Below are 20,398 nucleotides of genomic sequence, written 5' to 3' on the forward strand. Positions count from 1 at the left end.
GCACTCACAATAAATTATCTATTCTTCGATTATCACCTAGCAAACATCCCGGGGCAAGTCGGTGGCTGGTAACTGCCATCTTTAGCGTCTGTTTTTACATTACTTTTGCTAAGCTCAATGGTAATTGGGTGCTGCAGAAGGTATCCTTCACGGCAGTTTTTTCAGGATGGTTTTGTCATATTTATGTTTCATCCCGTTTCGTTTTTTATTGGGTTGCGCTATTTACGGGGGCGATCTGGCGATAGATTCAGTCGTTTTGTCTCCTATATGTCGACAGCCGGGATCACTATTGGCGTTCTGTCGCTAGTGACGGTGTTATCTGTGATGAATGGCTTTGAAGAGCAGCTGAAATCGCGGATCCTCGGTGTGATGCCTCAGGCTGTGATATCGACGGCCGAAGGGCATTTGCACCGTACCGCCGAGCCGCCCGCGGCGTTGGGTCAATTGCCCGATGTCGGCGTCGTTACGCCTATTACTCGGAGTGAGACCATTATGCAAAGTGCCAAGTCGATTGCGGCTGGCATGTTGCTTGGTATCGATCCGACAGTATATGAGCCGGTTGGCTACTATGTTAGCCGAGGGGATATCGACGATCTTCAGCCGGGAAGCTACAAGGTGATTCTTGGTCAGTCGCTGGCGAATAATCTTGGGGTAAAGGTTGGCGATAAAATCCGTCTGATGGTAACCAGTGCCAGCCAGTACACGCCGATTGGCCGCATTCCTAGCCAGCGTAATTTTGAGGTGGCGGGTTTGTACAACACCGGTTCGGATGTTGATAGCCAACTAGTGCTGGTCAATATCGAAGATGCTGGCCGCTTGCTCCGTTTCAAAAAAGGCGAGATCACCGGTTGGCGTTTGTTTGTCGATGATCCTTTCGTGGTTGCTGATCTGGCGGCGCTTCCTTTGCCTGATGGTCTTGTCTGGAGTGACTGGCGCGAACAACGCGGCGAGTTGTTTCAGGCGGTCAAGATGGAAAAGAACATGATGGGCCTGATGTTGGGGCTGATCATCGGTGTGGCTGCGTTTAATATCATCACGGCCTTGATTATGGTGGTGATGGAAAAACAGGCAGAAGTTGCCATCTTGAAAACACAAGGTATGACCAGCCGCCAGTTAATGACGGTATTTATGGTTCAGGGCGCAAGCAGCGGCGTTATCGGTGCATTGATCGGTGGTCTGCTGGGTATCTTGCTGGCCTATAACCTGAACAGCGTAATGTCCCTTCTTGGGGTAAGTTTGATTTCGGCAGGCGGCGAGCTTCCTGTTTTGATTCAGCCTTTGCAGGTTGTTGTTGTGATTGTCGGTGCGATTCTATTGAGTTTGCTGGCAACGGTTTTTCCTTCTTACCGGGCGGCATCGGTACGTCCAGCAGAGGCACTTCGTTATGAGTAATGCACTTTTAGTTTGTCAGGGATTGCGCAAAATTTACCGTGAAGCGCAGTTGGAGACCGAGGTTCTTAAAGGTGTGGGTTTTTCCCTTGAGCACAGTGAGCTGGTGGCGATTGTTGGGGCCTCGGGTTCGGGCAAGAGTACCTTGCTGCATGTGTTGGGTGCGTTGGATGATCCAACTAGCGGTGATGTTTTCTTCAAGGGCCAAAAGCTCAACGCGATGAACGCCAACCGCCAGGCCAAGCTGCGCAATCAGGAAATTGGCTTTGTTTACCAGTTCCATCACCTGCTGGCCGATTTCAGCGCGGTGGAAAACGTGGCAATGCCGCTGCTGATTGGCGGGATGAGTCCGGCACAGGCGAAATCACAGGCTCAGAGCATCTTGGAGCTGGTGGGGCTTAGCCACCGCTTCGACCATCGCCCGTCAGAGTTGAGTGGCGGTGAACGCCAACGGGTCGCTATCGCGCGTGCATTGGTCAATAAGCCGTCGTTGGTATTGGCCGATGAGCCGACCGGCAACCTCGACCATAAGACGGCGTTGGAGATCTACGATTTGATGCGTAAGCTGAACAAAGAATCAGGGACGGCATTTTTGGTCGTCACCCATGATAATGAATTGGCCAGCAAGCTTGATCGCTGTATGCACATGCAAGATGGCGAGTTGGTTCAAGTCGAGGTGGCCTGATGTTCCGTCCATTATCGTTATATATAGGTAAGCGCTTTAGCCGTGCTCGGCAGCGTAGCCGGATGGTGTCCTTTGTGTCGATGTCATCCACTCTGGGAATTGCCGTGGGCGTAGCCGTGATTATTATCGGCTTGTCGGCGATGAATGGATTTGAACGTGAGCTGCAAAATCGGGTGCTGTCGGTGATCCCGCATGGTGAGCTGGAAGCGGTACAGCCGCCTTTTGAGCATTGGCAGCCAGTGCTTGAACAAGTGGAAAAACATCCACGGGTAACCGCGGCCGCCCCGTATGTGCGTTTTACTGCGTTGCTTGAAAAAGGCAATAGCCTCAAGGCGGTTGAGGTGCGCGGGGTAGACCCGCATCAGTCGCATAAGGTCAGCTCTTTGCCTGATTTCGTTAAGGATAACGCTTGGAGCAAACTTCAAGCCGGTAAGCATCAGGTGATTTTGGGACAAGGCGTAGCTCAGAAGCTGGGGATAGGCGTGGGTGACTGGATCACCGCGATGATCCCTAATCCCGATGCCGATTTGAAGCTCAAAGCCCCGCACCGTATCCGACTACAGGTGATTGGCTTGCTGGCGCTGGCCGGCCAGATCGACCACAGCTTCGCCATTGTGCCGTTGGCCGATGCCCAGCAGTACCTCTCGATGGGTGAGGGCGTCACGGGGATCGAAATCAATGTCGATAACGTGCTTGATGCCAATCAGATCGTTCGTGAGGTTGGCTATACCTTGCCGGTGTATGTGTATCTGAAGAGCTGGAACCAGAAATATGGTTATCTGTACCGAGATATCCAGATGGTACGTACCATCATGTACCTGGTGATGGTATTGGTGATCGGTGTTGCCTGTTTCAATATCGTTTCTACCTTGATGATGGCGGTTAAGGAGCGGGCCTCAGACATTGCGATTTTGCGCACAATGGGGGCGACAGACCGTTTAATCCGCTCTATTTTCATTTGGCACGGTATCATGTCCGGTGTGGTGGGGAGTTTGGTTGGTTCGGTGCTTGGCTCGCTGGTGGCCGTCAATCTGACCACGATTATTAGTTGGGTCGAAGGTATCATTGGCTACCATTTCTTGTCCGGCGATATTTATTTTGTCGATTTTCTGCCAAGCCAATTGGCGGTGCACGATGTCGCATTGGTGACCTTGACGGCAGTGATCCTCAGCTTGTTGGCGACATGGTATCCGGCTAAGCGGGCATGTGCATTGCAGCCAGCGTTGGTGTTGAGTGCTAAGTAATGTTGGCAGTGATGAGATAATTGTCAGGTTGCGCTCGTGCTGCAACCTGTCTGGCAAAATGGGCTGCAAGGAATGTAGCCCGTTATTTTGAAATGCCAATGATCTTTCAGAACAGCGATTTTTCGTTGTGCTTTGATAGGTAAGGCCATACAAAAAAACCTCGCTAGTGCGAGGTTTTTTTATTAACGCAGTATCCGCAATTTTCGTTTTTGCCAGCTGCGGACAACTGAGTAGCGCCATAGTCCGCGGATACCCAAATAACCGAATAGGGCTGCGGCCAAACCACACACCATACAGCCGAGCAGAAATGGAGGGCCGATTTGGTTCATCTGGTGCAGCAGAAACTCCCAAGAAAGCTCGAAGTGAAAGGGGATCGGCGGCACGCTCATTATCCATGCCCCGAGTTTGTATGCGCCATAGAACAGAACCGGCATGGTGATTGGATTACTGATCCATACCAGACAGACCGACAGTGGCAAATTGACACTGAACAGGATCGCCAGCCCGGCCGCCATGATCATCTGGCTTGGCAGCGGGACGAAAGCCATAAACAGCCCTACCGCGAAGGCACCCGACGCCGAGCGGCGGTTAAGGCACCACAGGTTCGGGTTGTACAGCACATTACCGAAGATCTTCAGCGCTTTTTGCTGTTTGATCAGGTCGTGGCTGGGCATAAATCGTTTAATTACATGTCTAGGCATTGCGTATCTTTTCTTTCGAGGCTGCCCCTATGGTGAGAGAGGCCGCTGGGATTGCTCTTGGATTGCTATCGCTACATTACTGGCCGACATTGCCGCCTTATAGCGTCGTTATGATAGCCGCTGTGACTGGTAGCCTAGTGTCGGCTTATTTGCGGGAACGGCTTTTGATCTGCATCGTCTTTGGCGTTGTATTGGCTAATTATAGTGCCGTGGCGTATTTGGACGATGTTGAAACCGTAGCTGCCGAGCGGGGAGATATTACCATAATTGGCGAAGTTCGCAGCCTTATTAATCATAATATTCCCAATACTCTGTTCGAAATTGTAACGATCGATGATTCGTCGGCCGGAGGCTCTTTGCCTGCCGGATTGCGGCTGCATTTGCGCTGGGGGGCAGGTACTTTCGTCGGTGATACACAGCAGCCGATGCCCGATATCAAATTGGGCGAGCACTGGCAGTTTACCCTGCGCCTGAAACCGCCTTATGGCCGGGTGAATAGTGCTGGTTATGATCGCGAGCGTGATGCCGTGGGCAAGGGCATTCATGGTATCGGGGTTATCCTTGATGCTGTGCGGTTGGATACGCCTGTAGGTTGGCATGATCACCTCCGCCAGACTATGTATCAGCATGCAATCGCAATGACGCGCGATTTGCCTTTTGGTGCATATTTACTGGCATTGGGGTTTGGTGAAAGGACAGCGCTGACGGATCAAGATTGGCAACTGTTACGAGACAGCGGTCTGGCCCACCTGATGGCGATTTCCGGTTTGCATATTGGTCTGGCCGTGGTGATTGGCTGGCGGCTGGGCGGCATGTTGAGGGGCGGCGCGATAAATCTCTATTACCTGACGTGGTTACCGCTTTGGTGCGGGCTGCTGTTGGGGGGCGGCTATGCATGGTTGGCTGGGTTTACCGTACCAACCATACGGGCGTTGCTCATGAGCGTGGTGATACTGTTGCTGATGCGGCTACGAATTGGCTGGCCGCGCTGGCAGGTGTTGCTGGTGGCGTTTGCGGCATGTTTGATGATCAATCCGTTGGCGAGCTATACCGCGGGCTTTTGGCTCTCTTTTACCGCTGTCGCGATCATTATGTTTGCCGGTGTAGGCGGTGTCGGAAGGCAAGAACAACCTTCGGCGGTTAATCATGGGTGGCAATCGTTGCTGTTTTCAATCTGGGGGGCGGTACGGCAGCTCTTTGTGATGCAGTTGGCCTTGTTGCTCTTGATGCTGCCGGTACAGTGGTTGTGGTTTGGCGGTTTTGCATGGCTGGCCCCGTTGGTGAATTTGCTGGCTGTGCCTTGGGTGAGTTTGTTGACGGTCCCTATGGTGCTGCTGGCTGTTGGCTTATCGTGGTGGCCTGCTCTGTCCGGGCTGGGGTGGTGGGCGGCGGATCTTAGCCTCAAGCCGGTGATGTGGCTGGCGGGCTTGGCGCAAGGGGCATGGCTGCCGCTGACTGGGGATATGGCTGGTGGCTTGCTTGGGCTGGCCGTATTGGCTTGTCTGATCTGGTTGCTGCCTGTTCGTCGATACGCCGCCCTGTTGGTGAGTGGTGCATTGATTGTATTGGCACTGATGCCATTCGATGGGCCGACCTCAGGTTCGGGGGAGCGTGAGGTCGAAGAGGGCCCTGCGCCAGTGTTTATCGATATGCTGGATGTTGGGCATGGTTTGGCGGTACTAATTAGTACAGGTCAAGGGGCCGTGCTTTACGATACCGGCAATGCATGGCCCGGTGGCAGTATCGCCAGGGCCGTGATTGAGCCGGTGCTAAGGCAGCGAGGTTACGAGAGGCTCGATGGCCTTATCCTCAGTCATGGTGACAGCGACCACGCGGGCGGGGCCGAGTATTTGATCCGTCATTTTTCGCCCGGCTGGATGCGTAGCAGTGATCACCGCGATGGTTTCTCGTCCTGTGTCCGTGGTGAAACGTGGTTGTGGCAGGGGCTGGAGTTTCGCGCCTTGTGGCCGCCTAAGCGTGTCAGGCGGGCGGCGAACCCGCATTCGTGTGTGATTGCGCTTGGTTATGCCAATGCCCCGCCGTTTATGTTGCTGACCGGTGATATCGATGCGATTTCCGAACTACTGTTGGCACGCCTTGAACCGGATCTGACTCCTGATATATTGACCGTGCCGCATCACGGTAGCTTGACCTCTTCCTCCCGAACCTGGCTGACAGCAATGCGGCCTGAGGTGGCCTTGGTCTCGGCTGCCCGCTTTAATCCTTGGCGACTGCCTAATCCGGAGGTACGTAGACGATACGTTGCGATGGGCAGCCAATGGCTCTCTACGGCCGATCATGGCCAGATTTCGATCACACGGGTCGGTAATGAGATGGAGATCGTGCGCTATCGGCAAGATATTAGTCCGGGCTGGTTTAGGCCGCGTCCCAGCAGAGTCGGGGAGAATCCTAAAACTGACTGAATCTTGGGCAGTTTGGTAACCGGTTCGGTGAACTTATTTGGTCACTCGGCGGGAACAGAGTAGAATGTGAGAATTCATTTCAAGAAAAAATGGTTTCCATGACACAACCCAAAGATCAAACTACCTGGGAAACGTTCAAGCAACTTTGGCCGTCGATTAGTCTGTATAAGACAGGTCTTGCCGTTGCCTCTGTCGCGCTTATTGTCAATGCTGCCAGCGATGCGCTGATGCTCTCGATGATCAAGCCGCTGATGGATGAAAGTTTTGGTGGGCTGGATGCCCTCGACAGTAACTTCCTGGCGATGATGCCGTTGTACTTGTTGGGATTGATGCTGGTGCGCGGCATCAGTAGTTTCGCCTCTTCCTACTGCCTCGCCTGGGTTTCGGGCAATGTGGTGATGCGTTTGCGTCGTCAGTTGTTCAATCATTTTATGAAGATGCCGGTCAGCTTTTTTGATCAGGAGTCTTCGGGCAAATTGCTGTCACGGATCACCTATGATTCCGAACAGGTTGCCTCGGCAACGAGTGGGGCATTGGTCAGTCTCGTGCGTGAAGGTGCATCCATCATCGCGCTTATGGCTATTATGTTTTACAACAGCTGGCAGCTTTCGGCGATCTTGCTGGTTATCGCCCCGATTGTTGCTCTGTCTATTCGAATTGTCTCCAAGCGTTTTCGCCGTATATCAACCAATATGCAAGACGCGATGGGCTCGGTGACCTCCTCGGCCGAGCAGATGCTTAAAGGCCATAAAGTCGTTCTGAGCTACGGTGGTCAGCAGGTTGAACAGGCTCGTTTCGAAGAAGTTAGCAACCGGATGCGCCAGCAAACGATGAAGCTGGTTTCTGCGCAGGCCATTGCCAACCCGGTGATCCAGCTGATTGCCTCTATGGCTTTGGTTGTGGTGCTTATTCTTGCCAATACTGATTCTCTGCGTGAGTCATTGACGCCGGGTACGTTTGCCCTGATTTTCGGTTCGATGTTCGGCCTGATGCGCCCGCTTAAGGCATTGACCAACGTGACGTCGCAGTTCCAGCGTGGTATGGCGGCTTGCCAAACCCTGTTTGGCCTGATGGAGCTTGAATCAGAAAAAGATCATGGTCAGCACGAAATTGAGCGTGTGAAAGGGGATATCAAGGTCGATAACGTGACCTTTACCTACCCAACCAAAGATACTCCGGCATTGCGTAACGTAAGCTTTGACCTTCCTGCCGGCCAGACGCTGGCATTGGTGGGGCGTTCGGGCTCGGGCAAGAGTACGATTGCCAATCTGCTGACGCGTTTTTACGATATCGATAGCGGTAATATCGTTCTGGATAACCACGGTATCTGTGACTACACCCTGAGCAATCTTCGTGATCAGGTGGCTGTTGTCTCGCAGAACGTACATCTGTTCAATGACACTATTGCCAACAATATTGCTTACGCCAGTGGCGACAAGTATACCCGTGAAGACATCGAAAAGGCCGCCAAGCTGGCCCATGCGATGGACTTCATCAGCGGGATGGACAACGGCTTGGATACGGTGATTGGCGAGAACGGCGTCAGCCTATCGGGCGGCCAGCGTCAGCGTATTGCCATTGCCCGAGCGCTGCTGCGTGATGCGCCGGTGCTGATTCTTGATGAGGCAACCTCTGCGCTTGATACCGAGTCAGAGCGTGCGATTCAGGCAGCATTGGATGAGTTGCAAAAAGACCGTACCGTGCTGGTTATTGCTCACCGTTTGTCGACAATCGAGAATGCAGATCAGATCTTGGTGGTCGATGAAGGCGAGATCATCGAGCGCGGTGTTCACGCTGAGTTGCTGGCAAAAAATGGTGCTTATGCCCAGCTTCACCGTATTCAGTTTGGTGAGTAATGGCGTCGGTTATTGAAAAAATTTGGTTTGGCAGCCATCCTGCGGGATGGTTGCTCAAACCGCTGCTATGGCCGCTGAGCAAACTGTTTGGTGTGATCAGCCGCCGCCGTCGGCAGCAGTATCGCTCCGGAGGCAAGCAAGCATACCGAGCCCAAGTGCCCGTGGTTGTGGTGGGAAATATCACCGCTGGCGGCAATGGCAAAACGCCGGTTGTTGTTTGGCTGGTGGAGCAGTTGCTTGCTGCGGGCATGAAACCGGGCGTGGTGTCGCGTGGCTATGGCGGCAAGGCTCCTCATTATCCCTACCGCTTGGATGACACCAGTACCACGGCGCAGGCGGGTGATGAGCCGGTGCTTATTTACCGTCGAACCGGGGTGCCTGTTGCCGTTTCGCCCAAACGTGCTGAAGCGGTGGCCATGATCGAAAATGACGTCGATGTCATTATTACCGATGATGGTTTGCAGCATTATGCGCTGGAACGCGATATTGAAATTGTGGTGATTGATGGCCAGCGCCGTTTCGGTAATGAGCAGCTGATCCCCCTTGGCCCGTTGCGTGAAGGCTGCGAGCGTCTTGCCGAAGTGGATTTCCTGATTTGCAATGGCGGCCAGCCGCAGGATAACGAAATCCCGATGGTGCTGTCTCCTGCGCCATTGGTGAATTTGGTGACAGGGGAAAAGTGCCAGCCGGAAGCATTAACGGGGGACGTTGTAGCCCTTGCGGGTATCGGTCATCCACCGCGCTTTTTCCACACGCTGGAGCAGCAGGGGATCTATCCTGTTCACTGTCAGCCTTTTAAGGATCATCAGGCCTTTGATGATCAGCAATTACAGCAACTTGCCGCGATGGGTCAGTATCTAGTGATGACTGAAAAAGATGCGGTGAAGTGCTATTCTTTCGCTCAACCAAATTGGTGGTATTTGCCTGTTGATGCAACGCTGCCAGAGGATCAGGCTGAAAACCTGATTAACCGGATTATAAAGGTAAAGGAAAATTATGGATCATCGTCTGCTTGAAATCGTTGCATGCCCAGTTTGCAAGGGCAAACTAAACTTCGATAAAGAAAAAGGTGAGCTGATCTGCAAATTTGATCGCCTGGCCTATCCGATCAAGGACGGTATCCCTGTTCTTTTGGAGCCAGAAGCTCGCACTCTGAGTATGGATGAGGTGAAGTAAATGACGTTTTCGGTAATTATTCCGGCACGTTATCAGTCAACCCGCCTGCCTGGCAAACCTTTGGCCGATATCGGCGGCAAGCCGATGGTTCAGTGGGTATATGAGCAGGCGAGCAAATCGGGTGCCGAACGCGTGATCGTGGCTACCGACGATGAACGCGTCGCAGAGGTTGTACGCAACTTTGGCGGTGACGTTTGCCTGACCCGTGCCGATCATGAATCGGGTACGGAGCGACTGGCGGAAGTGGTCGAGAGATATGGCCTTGCCGATGATCATATTGTGGTTAACGTGCAAGGTGATGAGCCGCTGATCCCTGAAGCCATTATTCGTCAGGTGGCGATGAACCTTTCAGCTAGCAAGGCTCCGATGGCGACGTTGGCGGTGGAGATTGACCATGCCGATGAGGTGTTCAACCCGAATGCCGTCAAGGTTGTCACCGACAAGGATGGCTATGCGCTGTATTTCAGCCGCGCCTCGATTCCTTGGGATCGTGACAATTTTGCCAAGCGTCCGCAGGAGATTCACCGTAACCTGATGCGTCACATTGGTATCTACGCGTACCGTGCTGGTTTTATTAATACCTACATTAACTGGGAACCGAGTACTCTGGAAAAGATCGAGTCACTCGAGCAGCTTCGCGTACTGTGGTACGGCGAGAAAATCCATGTTGATGTTGCGCTAGAAACGCCGCCAGCCGGGGTGGATACGCCTGAAGACCTAGAAAAAGTTCGTCAGCTGGTTAGCTAAGTAACGTAATGTGCTGAATATAAAAAGTGGTGTGAGAACGCCACTTTTTTTATGTCTGTTGCATACCCACCTAAGTAAATAATCAACCATTTTTCTTACGCTATTTATGATCTGATCTATTTTGTCACTGTGATAGGTTTCATACGAAAATGCCCCAAGACGTTAGTCTCGGGGCATTTGTTTTTTCAAGGCTAGCTCGCGATTAAGCCTTGGCGGTGTCGACAGTCTCTTCGCTGTTGAAGATGTCCTGATCAGCCTGACCGAGGAGGCGTGAGGTAATGGTACCTGCTGTCATCGAACCACTCACATTGATAGCCGTACGGCCCATATCAATCAATGGCTCGATTGAAATGAGCAGGCCAGCCAGCGCAACAGGCATATCCATCGCAGAGAGAACAATCAGGGCTGCGAATGTTGCACCGCCGCCGACACCGGCAATGCCGAATGAACTGATGGTGACAATGGCAATCAGGGTTAGCATGAAGCTTGGGTCTAGCGGATTGATACCGATAGTTGGCGCAATCATGACTGCCAGCATGGCAGGGTAAAGACCGGCACAGCCGTTTTGTCCCATCGTCGCACCGAAAGATGCCGAGAAGTTTGCGACGCCTTCTCCGTTGCCCAGTTTTTTAACTTGGGTATCGACGTTTAGCGGGATCGTTCCTGCACTTGAGCGTGAGGTGAATGCAAACGTCAGTACAGGCAGAATTTTCTTGAGGTAACGGACCGGGTTGACGCCGACCACGCTGACCAATAGTAGGTGCATGACCAGAATCAGGCCGAGGCCGACATAGGATGCCGCGACAAAGTTAATCAGGCTTAGAATGTCATCGTAGTTTGAGCCAGCAACCACTTTGGTCATCAGTGCCAGTACACCGTAAGGGGTCAGGCTTAGCACCAAACGGACCAGCGTACGTACGACTTCTTGGGCCACGTTGATGAACTTTTCGAGACTCTCGCCCAATTCCGGGTTGGTGCGGATCACGGTCAGTCCGGCCACACCGACGAATGCCGAGAAGATCACCACGGCGATGGTGGAGGTAGGGCGGCTGCCTGCCAGATCGGCAAACGGGTTACCAGGGAAGAACGAAATGATCATGTCGGCGAACGACAGGGTTTCAACGCTGCTCAGGCGAGTTTGCAGCATTTCGCCACGGGCTATCTCGCGGGCACCCTGAACGATACCGTCAGCGGTTAGGCCAAACAGGTTGCTGACCAGAATACCGATCAGCGCGGATACTGCGGTGGTAGCAAGCAGGATACCGATACTCAAAACGGAAATTTTGCCCAGTGATCCGGAATCTTTTACCTTGATAATTGCGCCGATAATAGACACAAGGATCAATGGCATGATGATCATTTTCAGTAAGCTGACATAGCCTGCGCCAACAATGTTAACGTATTCCAGCGTATTGGAAATGACATCGCTGCCGCCGCCATAGATAAACTGCAGGGCACCGCCGAACAATACCCCGAGGCCGAGGCTGGTGAAGACACGTTTTGACAGTGTCTGTTCGGTTTTTTGCTGTTTCACCAGCAAACCAATGAGCAGCGCGAAGACCGCAAGGTTAATGATGGTATGCATGCTTTACTTCCTAGATGGGCAATTGGCCCAAAAATTGACTGAGCTAATAATGTGGTTTTCGAGGATTTTATGATTTGCATCCCAAAATCGGAATGGTTTTTTATTACTTTTGATATAAGAAAAAGTAACTAAGTAAAACAAAAAAGAATAAGGATGACTTATTGCTCAGAGTGATAACAAAGTTAGCGGTATTTCGCTTGTAGAAGACAGGCTATATATGCCAATGGGGGCTTATTTCGCAAAAAGGCTGGTCTGGCGCAATGCGGATGATGCGGATGATGCGGATAGAGCTGGGCTGTGGCAGGCTGTCTATGGTAGGTTTGAGTGGAGAAAATGACCGGCCTCGCCTGTAGCTTGGCCGGTTGGAGTCTTATTGGGCTGGTGAAGGTTCGCTAGGCCGTTCAGTGAGTAGGTCACGCAGCTGATGCCACCAGTGGCCCATTTTTTCGTGCCAATAACGCTCGGTTTGCTCAAGGTACTTGGCTGACGGGCGGTAACGGTCCCACGGCTCTTTGATTTTGTTGCTAGCCAAGAAGTTGGTCGGTGCCGGAGTTGGGTTTAGCCCGACGGAATTGAATTCTTGGATGGCCCGTTTCATATGGCTGGCTGAGGTAACAACCACCAGTTTGCTTTGCCCTACGACGGACTTCGCTTGAAATGCTTCTTCATTGGTATCCCGGGCGGTTTCCAGCAGCAGGATATCGTTTTTGTGTACGCCAAGCGCCAGTGCGACTTTGGCCATCATCCTCGCTTGGCTTATATCAGAACCGCCCCCGTAGCCGGAGAGGATCAGTTTGGAGCCGGGGAAAAAGCGGTGGATGCGGATCCCTTCGGTCAGGCGAACCATCGCAGTACGCGATAGCTGCGAGGTAATGGGCATCGCATCGTCGATGACATGGCCGCTACCGAGCACCATGACGTATTCAACGATTTTTCCCGAGGGTACGTAGGGCGGGTAGGCTTTTTCCAGCGGGCGCAACAGGCTTGTTGCAACAGGTTGGAATGACACCAAGAAAATACCCAGAAAGGCGAAACTGATAAACAACGAAGCCAAGCCTTTGCGACGGGTAAACCAGAGCAATAGCAGGCCGAATAGCCCTAACATCAGCAATGCCGGGAGTGGCATTAAAAATGCTGAGACAATTTTTTTGAGTTCAAACATGAAATGTCGTCCGAAAAATCAGCAGTTGAGCTTGAAAAAGCACCACAAGCCTTTATTCCTCTATCGCTTGTGAGAAAATGAGCTACTTTTTTTGAACCGCTATCATAACGTAAAGCTGACGTGATCGAAGATCGAAATTTTGACGATATAGCGCAAAAATTTGCAAAAAATATTTACGGTACAGGCAAGGGGCAAATTCGCCAAACTGTCGTATGGGAAGATCTTGAGCAAGTTTTAGCCCTATTGGAAAATAATACACCCCTGACGGTACTTGATGCCGGGGGAGGGGTTGGCCAGCTCTCGCAGAAGGTTGCAGAGAAGGGACATCACGTCACTTTATGTGATCTTTCTGGCGAAATGCTGAAATTAGCCGAGCAGGAAATTGCCAAACAAGGCCTGCTTGAGCAATATCGCTTGGTTCATTGCCCTGTGCAGGAAGTCGGCGAGCATCTTGATGCCCAAGTGGATTTGGTGATGTTCCATGCAGTCATGGAATGGCTGGCCGATCCAAAATCGGCATTGGAAGGTTTGCTTGACCAAGTCAAACCGGGCGGTGTTATTTCTGTCATGTTCTACAACTACCACGGGTTGTTGTTCAAGAACCTGATCTGCGGCAACCTCACCCACATCGAAGAAGGGATGCCGCATCGCAAGCGTTTCAAGTTGCAACCGCAAAAAGGATTGAAGCCAGAAGACGTATATAGCTGGCTGACCGATGCTGGTTTTTCTATTTTGGGTAAAACCGGCGTGCGCACATTCCACGACTACATGCAGACCGTAAGAGTTGGGGATTACACATTCGAACAGGTGTTGGCGATGGAGCAGATGCTTTGTCGTCAGGAACCTTATTTGTCCCTCGGGCGCTATATCCACGTTTATGCGCAAAAGCCGCTCGAAACTAACGGGACAGAGAAACATAACAGCGATAAGGACAACGGATGAGTGAAGTCACCCAGACCGTTCCTGAGTTGGTAAATTGGGTTAAGCAGCATCAATTTGAGCTTAGCCTGCCAACTGAACGGCTGGCGTTTCTGTTGGCGATTGCTGTATTGAGCGGCGATCGTTTTGATGAAGAATTGGGGGAAGGAGAGCTGGTGGATGCATTTCGCATTGTCAGCGATCTGTTTGGTCAGACACCCGAAACCATATCTTTCCGAGCCAACAACGCCATTAATGAGTTGGTTCGCCAACGTTTGATATCCCGCTTTACCAGTGAAATGACAGACGGGGCAAGTATCTACCGCCTCAGTCCACTGGCATTGGGGATCACCGACTATTATGCTCGCCACCGTGAGTATTCCAATCTCAAGCTGTCTATCCAGCTTGCGATGGTAGCCGATGAAATCAACAAGGCTGCTAGCGCTGCCCAGCAGGGTGGTGATGAGAAACATTGGCGCAAAAATGTCCATGCGGTATTGAAATACTCGGTTGCCGAGATTTTCGACCGCATTGACCTTAACCAGCGTTCGATGGACGAACAGCAGCAGCAAGTGAAGCATGACATTGCCGAACTGCTGAATCAGGACTGGCGCGCAGCGATCACCAGTTGTGAAATGTTGCTGAATGAAACCTCCAGTACCCTGCGCGAACTGCAAGATACCTTGCAGGCTGCTGGCGACCAGTTGCAGACACAGTTGCTGATCATTCAGGAAACCGTTCAGGGCAAGCCTGAGCTCGATTTTGTCGATGCGATGGTTTACAACCTGCAGGCCAAACTTGACCGTATTATCAACTGGGGCCAGCAGGCGATTGACTTGTGGATTGGCTATGACCGCCATGTTCATAAATTCATTCGTACCGCGATCGACATGGATAAGAACCGGGCTTTCAGCCAGCGTTTGCGCCAGTCGGTTCAGGATTACTTCGATGCACCTTGGGTACTGACTTATGCCGATGCCGAGCGTCTGCTTGACATGCGCGACGAGTCTTTGGTGCTTCGCGACGACGAAGTAACAGGCCTGGTGCCTGAAGAGATGGAATTCGAGGAGCTTGATCTGGTCAATGACCTGTTGGCGGAGCAAGTTGCTGCCATGCTTCAGGCTCACCGGGACAACGGAACGCCTATCAACCTCAGTACGTTACTGAAAGATTATTTGGCTCAGCATCCGCATGCGCAGCATTTTGATTTAGCGCGCTTAGTGGTGGATCAGGCAGTAAGGCTGGGTTATTCCGAGTCTGACTTCAACGCGATCCAGCCTGACTGGGAAGCCATTAATGAGTATGGAGCCAAGGTACAAGCAAATGTCATTGACAAATATTGAAGAATTTATGCCTGAGAAGCTGGCCAAGGCTATTGCCAACCCGCTTTTCCCGGCACTGGATAACGCACTTCGCACGGGCCGACATATCTCGAGCGAAGATTTGGATAACCATGCTCTGCTGATTGAGTTCGAGCAGGAGCTGGCAATGTTTTACAAGCGCTACAATGCCGAGTTGGTGCGCGCACCGGAAGGTTTCTTCTACCTGCGCCCTCGCTCGACCTCTCTGATTAGCCGTTCGGTGCTGACAGAGCTGGATATGCTGGTTGGCAAGGTATTGTGTTTCCTATACCTGAGCCCGGAGCGTCTGGCCCATGAGGGTATCTTTACCAACCAAGAGCTGTTCGATGAGCTGATGGTTCTGGCCGATGAGCAGAAACTGATGAAGCTGGTGACCAACCGTGCATCAGGTTCGGATCTTGACCGCGAGAAACTCTACGACAAGGTCAAGACCTCACTGCGCCGTTTGCGCCGTCTGGGGATGATTATTCCGATTGGTGACAATGGCAAATTCCGCATCAGCGAGGCGACATTCCGCTTTGGTGCCGATGTTCGCGCCGGAGATGATATCCGCGAGGCACAGATGCGCTTGATCCGCGACGGTGAAGCCGTAGTCGTTCACCAGCAGGCACCGAGCCAATCTAGCCTGCTTGGCTCAGATGAAGAACAGCAAGAACTTGAAATTGCCGGTCAGGAGGGTGAAGCCTAATGGAACGCGGTAAGTACCAATCGTTGACTATGGTCAACTGGAACGGCTTTTTTGCCCGTACCTTTGATATCGATAATCTGGTAACGACCCTATCTGGGGGTAACGGTGCCGGTAAATCGACCACCATGGCGGCATTTATCACCTCGCTGATCCCTGACCAGAGCCTGCTGCACTTCCGTAACACCACGGAAGCGGGTAGCTCGAATGCCTCTCGCGACAAGGGTCTGCATGGTAAGTTGAAGCCGGGTACCTGTTACTCAGCATTGGATGTCGTGAACTCCAAGAAGCAGCGCATCATTTTTGCGGTGAAGCTACAGCAGGTTGCCGGTCGTGATAAGAAAGTGGATATCAAGCCATTTATTATCCAGGGTCTGCCTGCACATGTGAAACCGACCGATGTGTTGGTGGAAACCTTGTCTGAAAATCAGGCGCGCGTTCGTCAGATCAATGAAGTCAAAGACATGCTGGCGGCCGAGTACGAAGGCGTTGTGTTCAAGGCTTTCAACTCGGTAACGGATTACCATGTGCAGATGTTTGAATTTGGCGTACTGCCGAAGAAGCTGCGCAACAGCACCGACCGTTCGAAGTTCTACCGTTTGATCGAGGCATCGCTGTACGGCGGTATCTCAAGTGCGATCACCCGTTCACTGCGTGATTACCTGTTGCCGCACAACAGCGGGGTCAAGAAAGCCTTCCAAGATATGGAAGCGGCCCTGCGCGAAAACCGGATGACACTGGAAGCGATTAAGCTGACCCAGAGTGACCGTGATCTGTTCAAACACCTGATCACCGAAGCGACCAATTATGTGGCTGCCGATTATATGCGCCACGCCAACGAGCGTCGTAACAAGCTTGAGCAGACATTGATCTTGCGCGGTGAGCTGATGGGTTCGCGTAAAACGCTGGACGATCATCAGGTCTCGCTGAAGAACATGACGGAAGAGCTGGATGAGCTGACCGAGCGCGAAGGTGCGCTGGAGCAGGATCATCAGGCTGCATCTGACCACCTGCAATTGGTTCAGACTGCTGTGCGTCAGCAAGAGAAGATCGAGCGCTACCGCGAAGATCTGGAAGAGCTGACTGAACGCCTCGAAGAGCAGGTGATGGTGGTTGAAGAGGCTGCTGAGCAGCTGGCGATGGCTGAAGAGCAGGCCCTGCTGACCGAAGAGGAAGTGGACAGCCTGAAGACCCAGCTAGCCGACTACCAGCAGGCGCTGGATATGCAGCAAACGCGTGCCTTGCAATATCAGCAGGCGTTGCAGGCGCTGGAAAAAGCCCGTGAGCTTTCTGGTGATCATCAGCTGTTGGCCGACAAGGCCGTGCCGTATCTGGCGCAGCTAAAGCAAGAGCAGGATACGCAAACCACCGCTTTGCTAGCATTGAAACACCGTCTTGATATGTCAGCTGCGGCTGCCGAGCAGTTCGACAAGGGCTTGGCGATTGTGACGACCATCGCAGGAAGCGTTGCGCGTTCAGAAGCCGGCAGCAAGGCTCGTGAACTGCTGTCCCATGCACGTCAATTGACGGCGGTGAAAGATCGTGGCGAGCAGCTCAAAGCTCAGTACCGGGATCTTGAGCGTGCGATGCGCAATCAGCGTCAGGCACTGGAACTGGCGGAAGCCTACAGCAAGCGTTTTGCATTCAACATCGATGGCGAACTGGCTCTGGCCGAAGAGCAGGCTCGTCATGAAGCAACGCAGGAAGAGCTTGAACAACAGCAGGAAATGCTGGTAGAGCAGCGCAACGAATTGCGTCGCGGCGAGCAGCAGCAAGCGGCTGAGATTGCCCGCTACGAAGCGGCGGCCCCGGCGTGGATCGCAGCGGCGGATGCACTGGAAAAGCTGGCTGAGCAATCGGAGTCTGAGCTGTATGACAGCCAGGCCGTGATGGACGCGATGCAGCACACGCTTGATAAAGAGCGTGAGGTGTCTGCAAAGCGTGATCAATTGGCTTTGCGCAAAACACAGCTAGAGCAGGAAATTGAACGCTTGGCCCAGCCGGGCGGCAGTGATGACTCGCGTTTGCGTGCGTTGGCCGATACCCTGGGTGGTAGCCTGTTGTCTGAAATTTATGATGACATTACGCTTGCCGATGCCCCGTATTTCAGTGCCATGTACGGCCCTGCGCGCCATGCCATCGTGGTGCCGGATCTGAAAGGGATCAAAGACAAGCTGGTTGCCCTTGATGACTGCCCTGATGATTTATACATCCTTGAAGGTGATGCCGATTCGTTTGATGACAGCGGTTTTGATGTTGATGAGCTGGAAGGTGCGGTATGCGTTCACCTCAATGATCGTCAGCTGCGTTACTCTCGTTTCCCGAAAGTTCCGCTATTTGGCCGTGCTGCCCGTGAGTTGCGCCTTGAGCAACTGCGCGAAGAGCGTGAGCAGCTGATTGAAGATCACGCCAAAGCATCGTTTGATTCGCAGAAACTGCAGCGTTTGTACCAGAGCTTCAACAGCTTTGTTGCGACCCATATGGCCGTGGCATTCCAGCCAGATCCGGAAGCAGCATTGAAAGTCGCGCGAGACAAACGTAGCCAGTTTGCCCGTCAGCTTGCTGATTCAGAAGCGCAGGAGCAGCAGCAGCGTAGCCAGTTGAGTGCTGCACGTGAAGGCTTGGTCTTGCTGGGCAAAATCAGTCCGTTGGTGAACCTGCTGGAAGACGATACCCTGACTGCGCGCTTTGAAGAAGTCGATCAGCAGTTGTCCCAGCTTGGCGAGGCACAGAGCTACCTTGACCGTCATGGTAAGGCACTGGCGGAACTGGAAGGTTTGCTGTCAGCACTGGATGCTGACCCTGAGCAATTCGATGCCCTTAAAACCAGCTACGAAGATGCCGATGCCAAGTTGCAGAAGCTGAAGGCCAATATTTTTGCCGTGGCTGATCTGGTTGAGCGACGCCATCACTTCGGTTATGCCGACTCGGTTGATATGCTCAACAAGAGCTCGGAGCTTAACGAACAGCTGAAGGCCAAGCTTGCCGCGGCAGAGCGTGAGCGTAACCGTTGCCGTGATGCGTTGAAGCAGACACGTGCCCAAGCCAACCAGTACAACCAGCTGATGGCCTCGCTGAAGAGTTCGCACCAAGCCAAGCTTGAAACCGTGCAGGAATTTGAACGTGAGCTTCAGGATCTGGGTGTACGTGCCGATGTGGAAGCCGAAGAGCGTGCCCGTCAGCGCCGTGACGAGCTTAATGAGCGCCTGCATAGTTCCCGTACCCGTCGTAGCCAGCTTGAGAAGTCGATGACATCCATTGAGCTGGAAATGAAGTCGCTGATTAAGCGTCTGCGTAAGGTAGGCAAGGATTATCAGGAAATCCGCAAGCTGGTGGTAATGGCTAAGGCCGGTTGGTGTGCGGTACTGCGTCTGGCTCGCGAAAGCGATGTCGAGCGTCGTCTGCACCGCCGTGAAATGGCTTACATGAGCGCCGATGAACTGCGTTCGCTGTCGGATAAATCATTGGGTGCCCTGCGTCTGGCTGTTGCCGATAACGAGAACCTCCGTGATGCCCTGCGTGCATCGGAAGATGTCTCTCGCCCAGAGCGCAAGGTTCTGTTCTACATTGCCGTATACCAGCACCTGCGCGAGCGTATCCGCCACGACATTATCCGTACCGACGATCCGGTTGAAGCGATCGAGGAAATGGAAGTGGAGTTGGCACGCTTGACAGAAGAACTGACGGCCCGTGAACAGCGTCTGGCAATCAGCTCTGATTCGGTGGCCAATATTATCCGTAAGACGATCCAGCGCGAGCAGAACCGTATTCGAATGCTGAACCAAGGCCTCCAGAATATTGGTTTTGGTCAGGTCAATGGTGTGCGCCTGAACGTCAAGGTACGTGATACGCACGAGCAATTGCTGGCCGGCCTTGCCGAGCAGCAGGAGCAGCATCAGGATCTGTTCGGCAACAACCGCCTGTCGTTCTCTGAGGCTATTGCCAAGTTGTTCCAGCGTCTGAACCCGCATATCGATATGGGCCAGCGTTCGCCGCAGATTTTGGGTGAGGAACTGCTGGACTACCGTAACTACCTTGAGCTGAGCATTGAGGTTAACCGTGGTACTGACGGTTGGCTGCAGGCTGAGTCTGGTGCGCTGTCGACGGGTGAGGCGATTGGTACCGGTCAGGCTATCTTGCTGATGGTCGTCCAGAGCTGGGAAGAAGAATCCCGCCGTCTGCGCGGCAAGGACATTATTCCGTGTCGCTTGCTGTTCCTCGATGAGGCCGCACGTCTGGATGGTAAGTCGATTGCGACTCTGTTCGAGCTGTGTGAGCGTTTGGATATGCAGCTGCTTATCGCCGCTCCGGAAAATATCAGTCCAGAGAAAGGTACCACCTATAAGTTGGTACGTAAGATCTTCAAGGATCGTGAGCATGTGCACGTCGTTGGTCTGCGCGGTTTCGGTCAAGAACCGAAAACGCCAGCCAATTTCCAGACGATGCTGGATCTCGATCCCGCCTAA

At 52.8% G+C, this 20,398-nt stretch carries 15 protein-coding genes; 12 read left to right on the top strand and 3 right to left on the bottom strand.

All coding sequences use genetic code 11. The annotated features are described in order from the left end of the window. Positions 1–183: 183 nt before the first annotated feature. From lolC to lolE, 3 genes are read left to right on the top strand one after another with little or no spacing between them, the layout of a single operon-like run. Entirely contained in the window at positions 184–1,392 is a 1,209-nt protein-coding gene (gene lolC, locus ACSF8X_RS07850) for a lipoprotein-releasing ABC transporter permease subunit LolC (protein ID WP_047879451.1), read from the top strand. Further along, complete coding sequence (gene lolD / locus ACSF8X_RS07855) at positions 1,385–2,074, top strand: lipoprotein-releasing ABC transporter ATP-binding protein LolD (RefSeq protein ID WP_047879452.1); 690 nt, start codon at positions 1,385–1,387, stop codon at positions 2,072–2,074. Before lolC ends, lolD begins: the two co-directional genes overlap by 8 nt. Further along, positions 2,074–3,318, top strand: a complete 1,245-nt coding sequence (gene lolE / locus ACSF8X_RS07860) for a lipoprotein-releasing ABC transporter permease subunit LolE (protein WP_047879453.1) — start codon at positions 2,074–2,076, stop codon at positions 3,316–3,318. The genes lolD and lolE overlap by 1 nt, the downstream gene beginning before the upstream one ends. A 182-nt stretch (positions 3,319–3,500) precedes the next feature. Here lolE and ACSF8X_RS07865 read toward each other — a convergent pair whose 3' ends face one another. After that, on the bottom strand, positions 3,501–4,019 hold the full coding sequence (locus ACSF8X_RS07865) for a DUF2062 domain-containing protein (RefSeq protein WP_047879454.1): 519 nt from the start codon (positions 4,017–4,019) through the stop codon (positions 3,501–3,503). Positions 4,020–4,048: 29 nt separating this feature from the next. Here ACSF8X_RS07865 and ACSF8X_RS07870 point away from each other — a divergent pair, with 29 nt between their 5' ends. The 5 genes from ACSF8X_RS07870 to kdsB all read left to right on the top strand — a co-directional run bounded on the left by ACSF8X_RS07870 (position 4,049) and on the right by kdsB (position 10,221). Next, on the top strand, positions 4,049–6,442 hold the full coding sequence (locus ACSF8X_RS07870) for a DNA internalization-related competence protein ComEC/Rec2 (protein WP_500851090.1): 2,394 nt from the start codon (positions 4,049–4,051) through the stop codon (positions 6,440–6,442). Between the two features lie 98 nt (positions 6,443–6,540). Then, positions 6,541–8,298: a lipid A ABC transporter ATP-binding protein/permease MsbA gene (msbA, locus tag ACSF8X_RS07875; protein WP_047879456.1), complete on the top strand. Its 1,758-nt coding sequence runs from the start codon at positions 6,541–6,543 to the stop codon at positions 8,296–8,298. Next, positions 8,298–9,314: a tetraacyldisaccharide 4'-kinase gene (gene lpxK / locus ACSF8X_RS07880; protein WP_500851091.1), complete on the top strand. Its 1,017-nt coding sequence runs from the start codon at positions 8,298–8,300 to the stop codon at positions 9,312–9,314. The genes msbA and lpxK overlap by 1 nt, the downstream gene beginning before the upstream one ends. Next, positions 9,295–9,474 carry a Trm112 family protein gene (locus ACSF8X_RS07885; protein ID WP_047879458.1) on the top strand — a complete coding sequence of 60 codons (180 nt, stop codon included), beginning with the start codon at positions 9,295–9,297 and terminating at the stop codon, positions 9,472–9,474. Before lpxK ends, ACSF8X_RS07885 begins: the two co-directional genes overlap by 20 nt. Next, positions 9,475–10,221 carry a 3-deoxy-manno-octulosonate cytidylyltransferase gene (gene kdsB / locus ACSF8X_RS07890; RefSeq protein WP_500851092.1) on the top strand — a complete coding sequence of 249 codons (747 nt, stop codon included), beginning with the start codon at positions 9,475–9,477 and terminating at the stop codon, positions 10,219–10,221. A 202-nt stretch (positions 10,222–10,423) separates the two neighbouring features. On the opposite strand, the gene ACSF8X_RS07895 is transcribed toward kdsB, so the two are convergent. Both ACSF8X_RS07895 and elyC read right to left on the bottom strand, forming a co-directional pair. Beyond that, positions 10,424–11,806: an L-cystine transporter gene (locus tag ACSF8X_RS07895; protein ID WP_047879460.1), complete on the bottom strand. Its 1,383-nt coding sequence runs from the start codon at positions 11,804–11,806 to the stop codon at positions 10,424–10,426. A gap of 370 nt (positions 11,807–12,176) precedes the next feature. Continuing rightward, positions 12,177–12,968, bottom strand: coding sequence for an envelope biogenesis factor ElyC (gene elyC / locus ACSF8X_RS07900; RefSeq protein WP_047879461.1), 792 nt, complete (start codon positions 12,966–12,968; stop codon positions 12,177–12,179). Between the two features lie 120 nt (positions 12,969–13,088). Between elyC and cmoM the strand changes: the two genes are divergently transcribed. From cmoM to mukB, 4 genes are read left to right on the top strand one after another with little or no spacing between them, the layout of a single operon-like run. Then, on the top strand, positions 13,089–13,910 hold the full coding sequence (gene cmoM / locus ACSF8X_RS07905; protein ID WP_047879462.1) for a tRNA uridine 5-oxyacetic acid(34) methyltransferase CmoM: 822 nt from the start codon (positions 13,089–13,091) through the stop codon (positions 13,908–13,910). Next, positions 13,907–15,229, top strand: coding sequence for a chromosome partition protein MukF (mukF, locus tag ACSF8X_RS07910; RefSeq protein ID WP_047879463.1), 1,323 nt, complete (start codon positions 13,907–13,909; stop codon positions 15,227–15,229). Before cmoM ends, mukF begins: the two co-directional genes overlap by 4 nt. Then, entirely contained in the window at positions 15,210–15,935 is a 726-nt protein-coding gene (gene mukE, locus ACSF8X_RS07915) for a chromosome partition protein MukE (protein ID WP_047879464.1), read from the top strand. The genes mukF and mukE overlap by 20 nt, the downstream gene beginning before the upstream one ends. Continuing rightward, a complete protein-coding gene (mukB, locus tag ACSF8X_RS07920) occupies positions 15,935–20,398 on the top strand; it encodes a chromosome partition protein MukB (protein ID WP_500851093.1) in 4,464 nt (1,487 codons plus the stop codon). The genes mukE and mukB overlap by 1 nt, the downstream gene beginning before the upstream one ends.

The sequence above is a fragment of the Photobacterium panuliri genome (genome assembly GCF_059920555.1).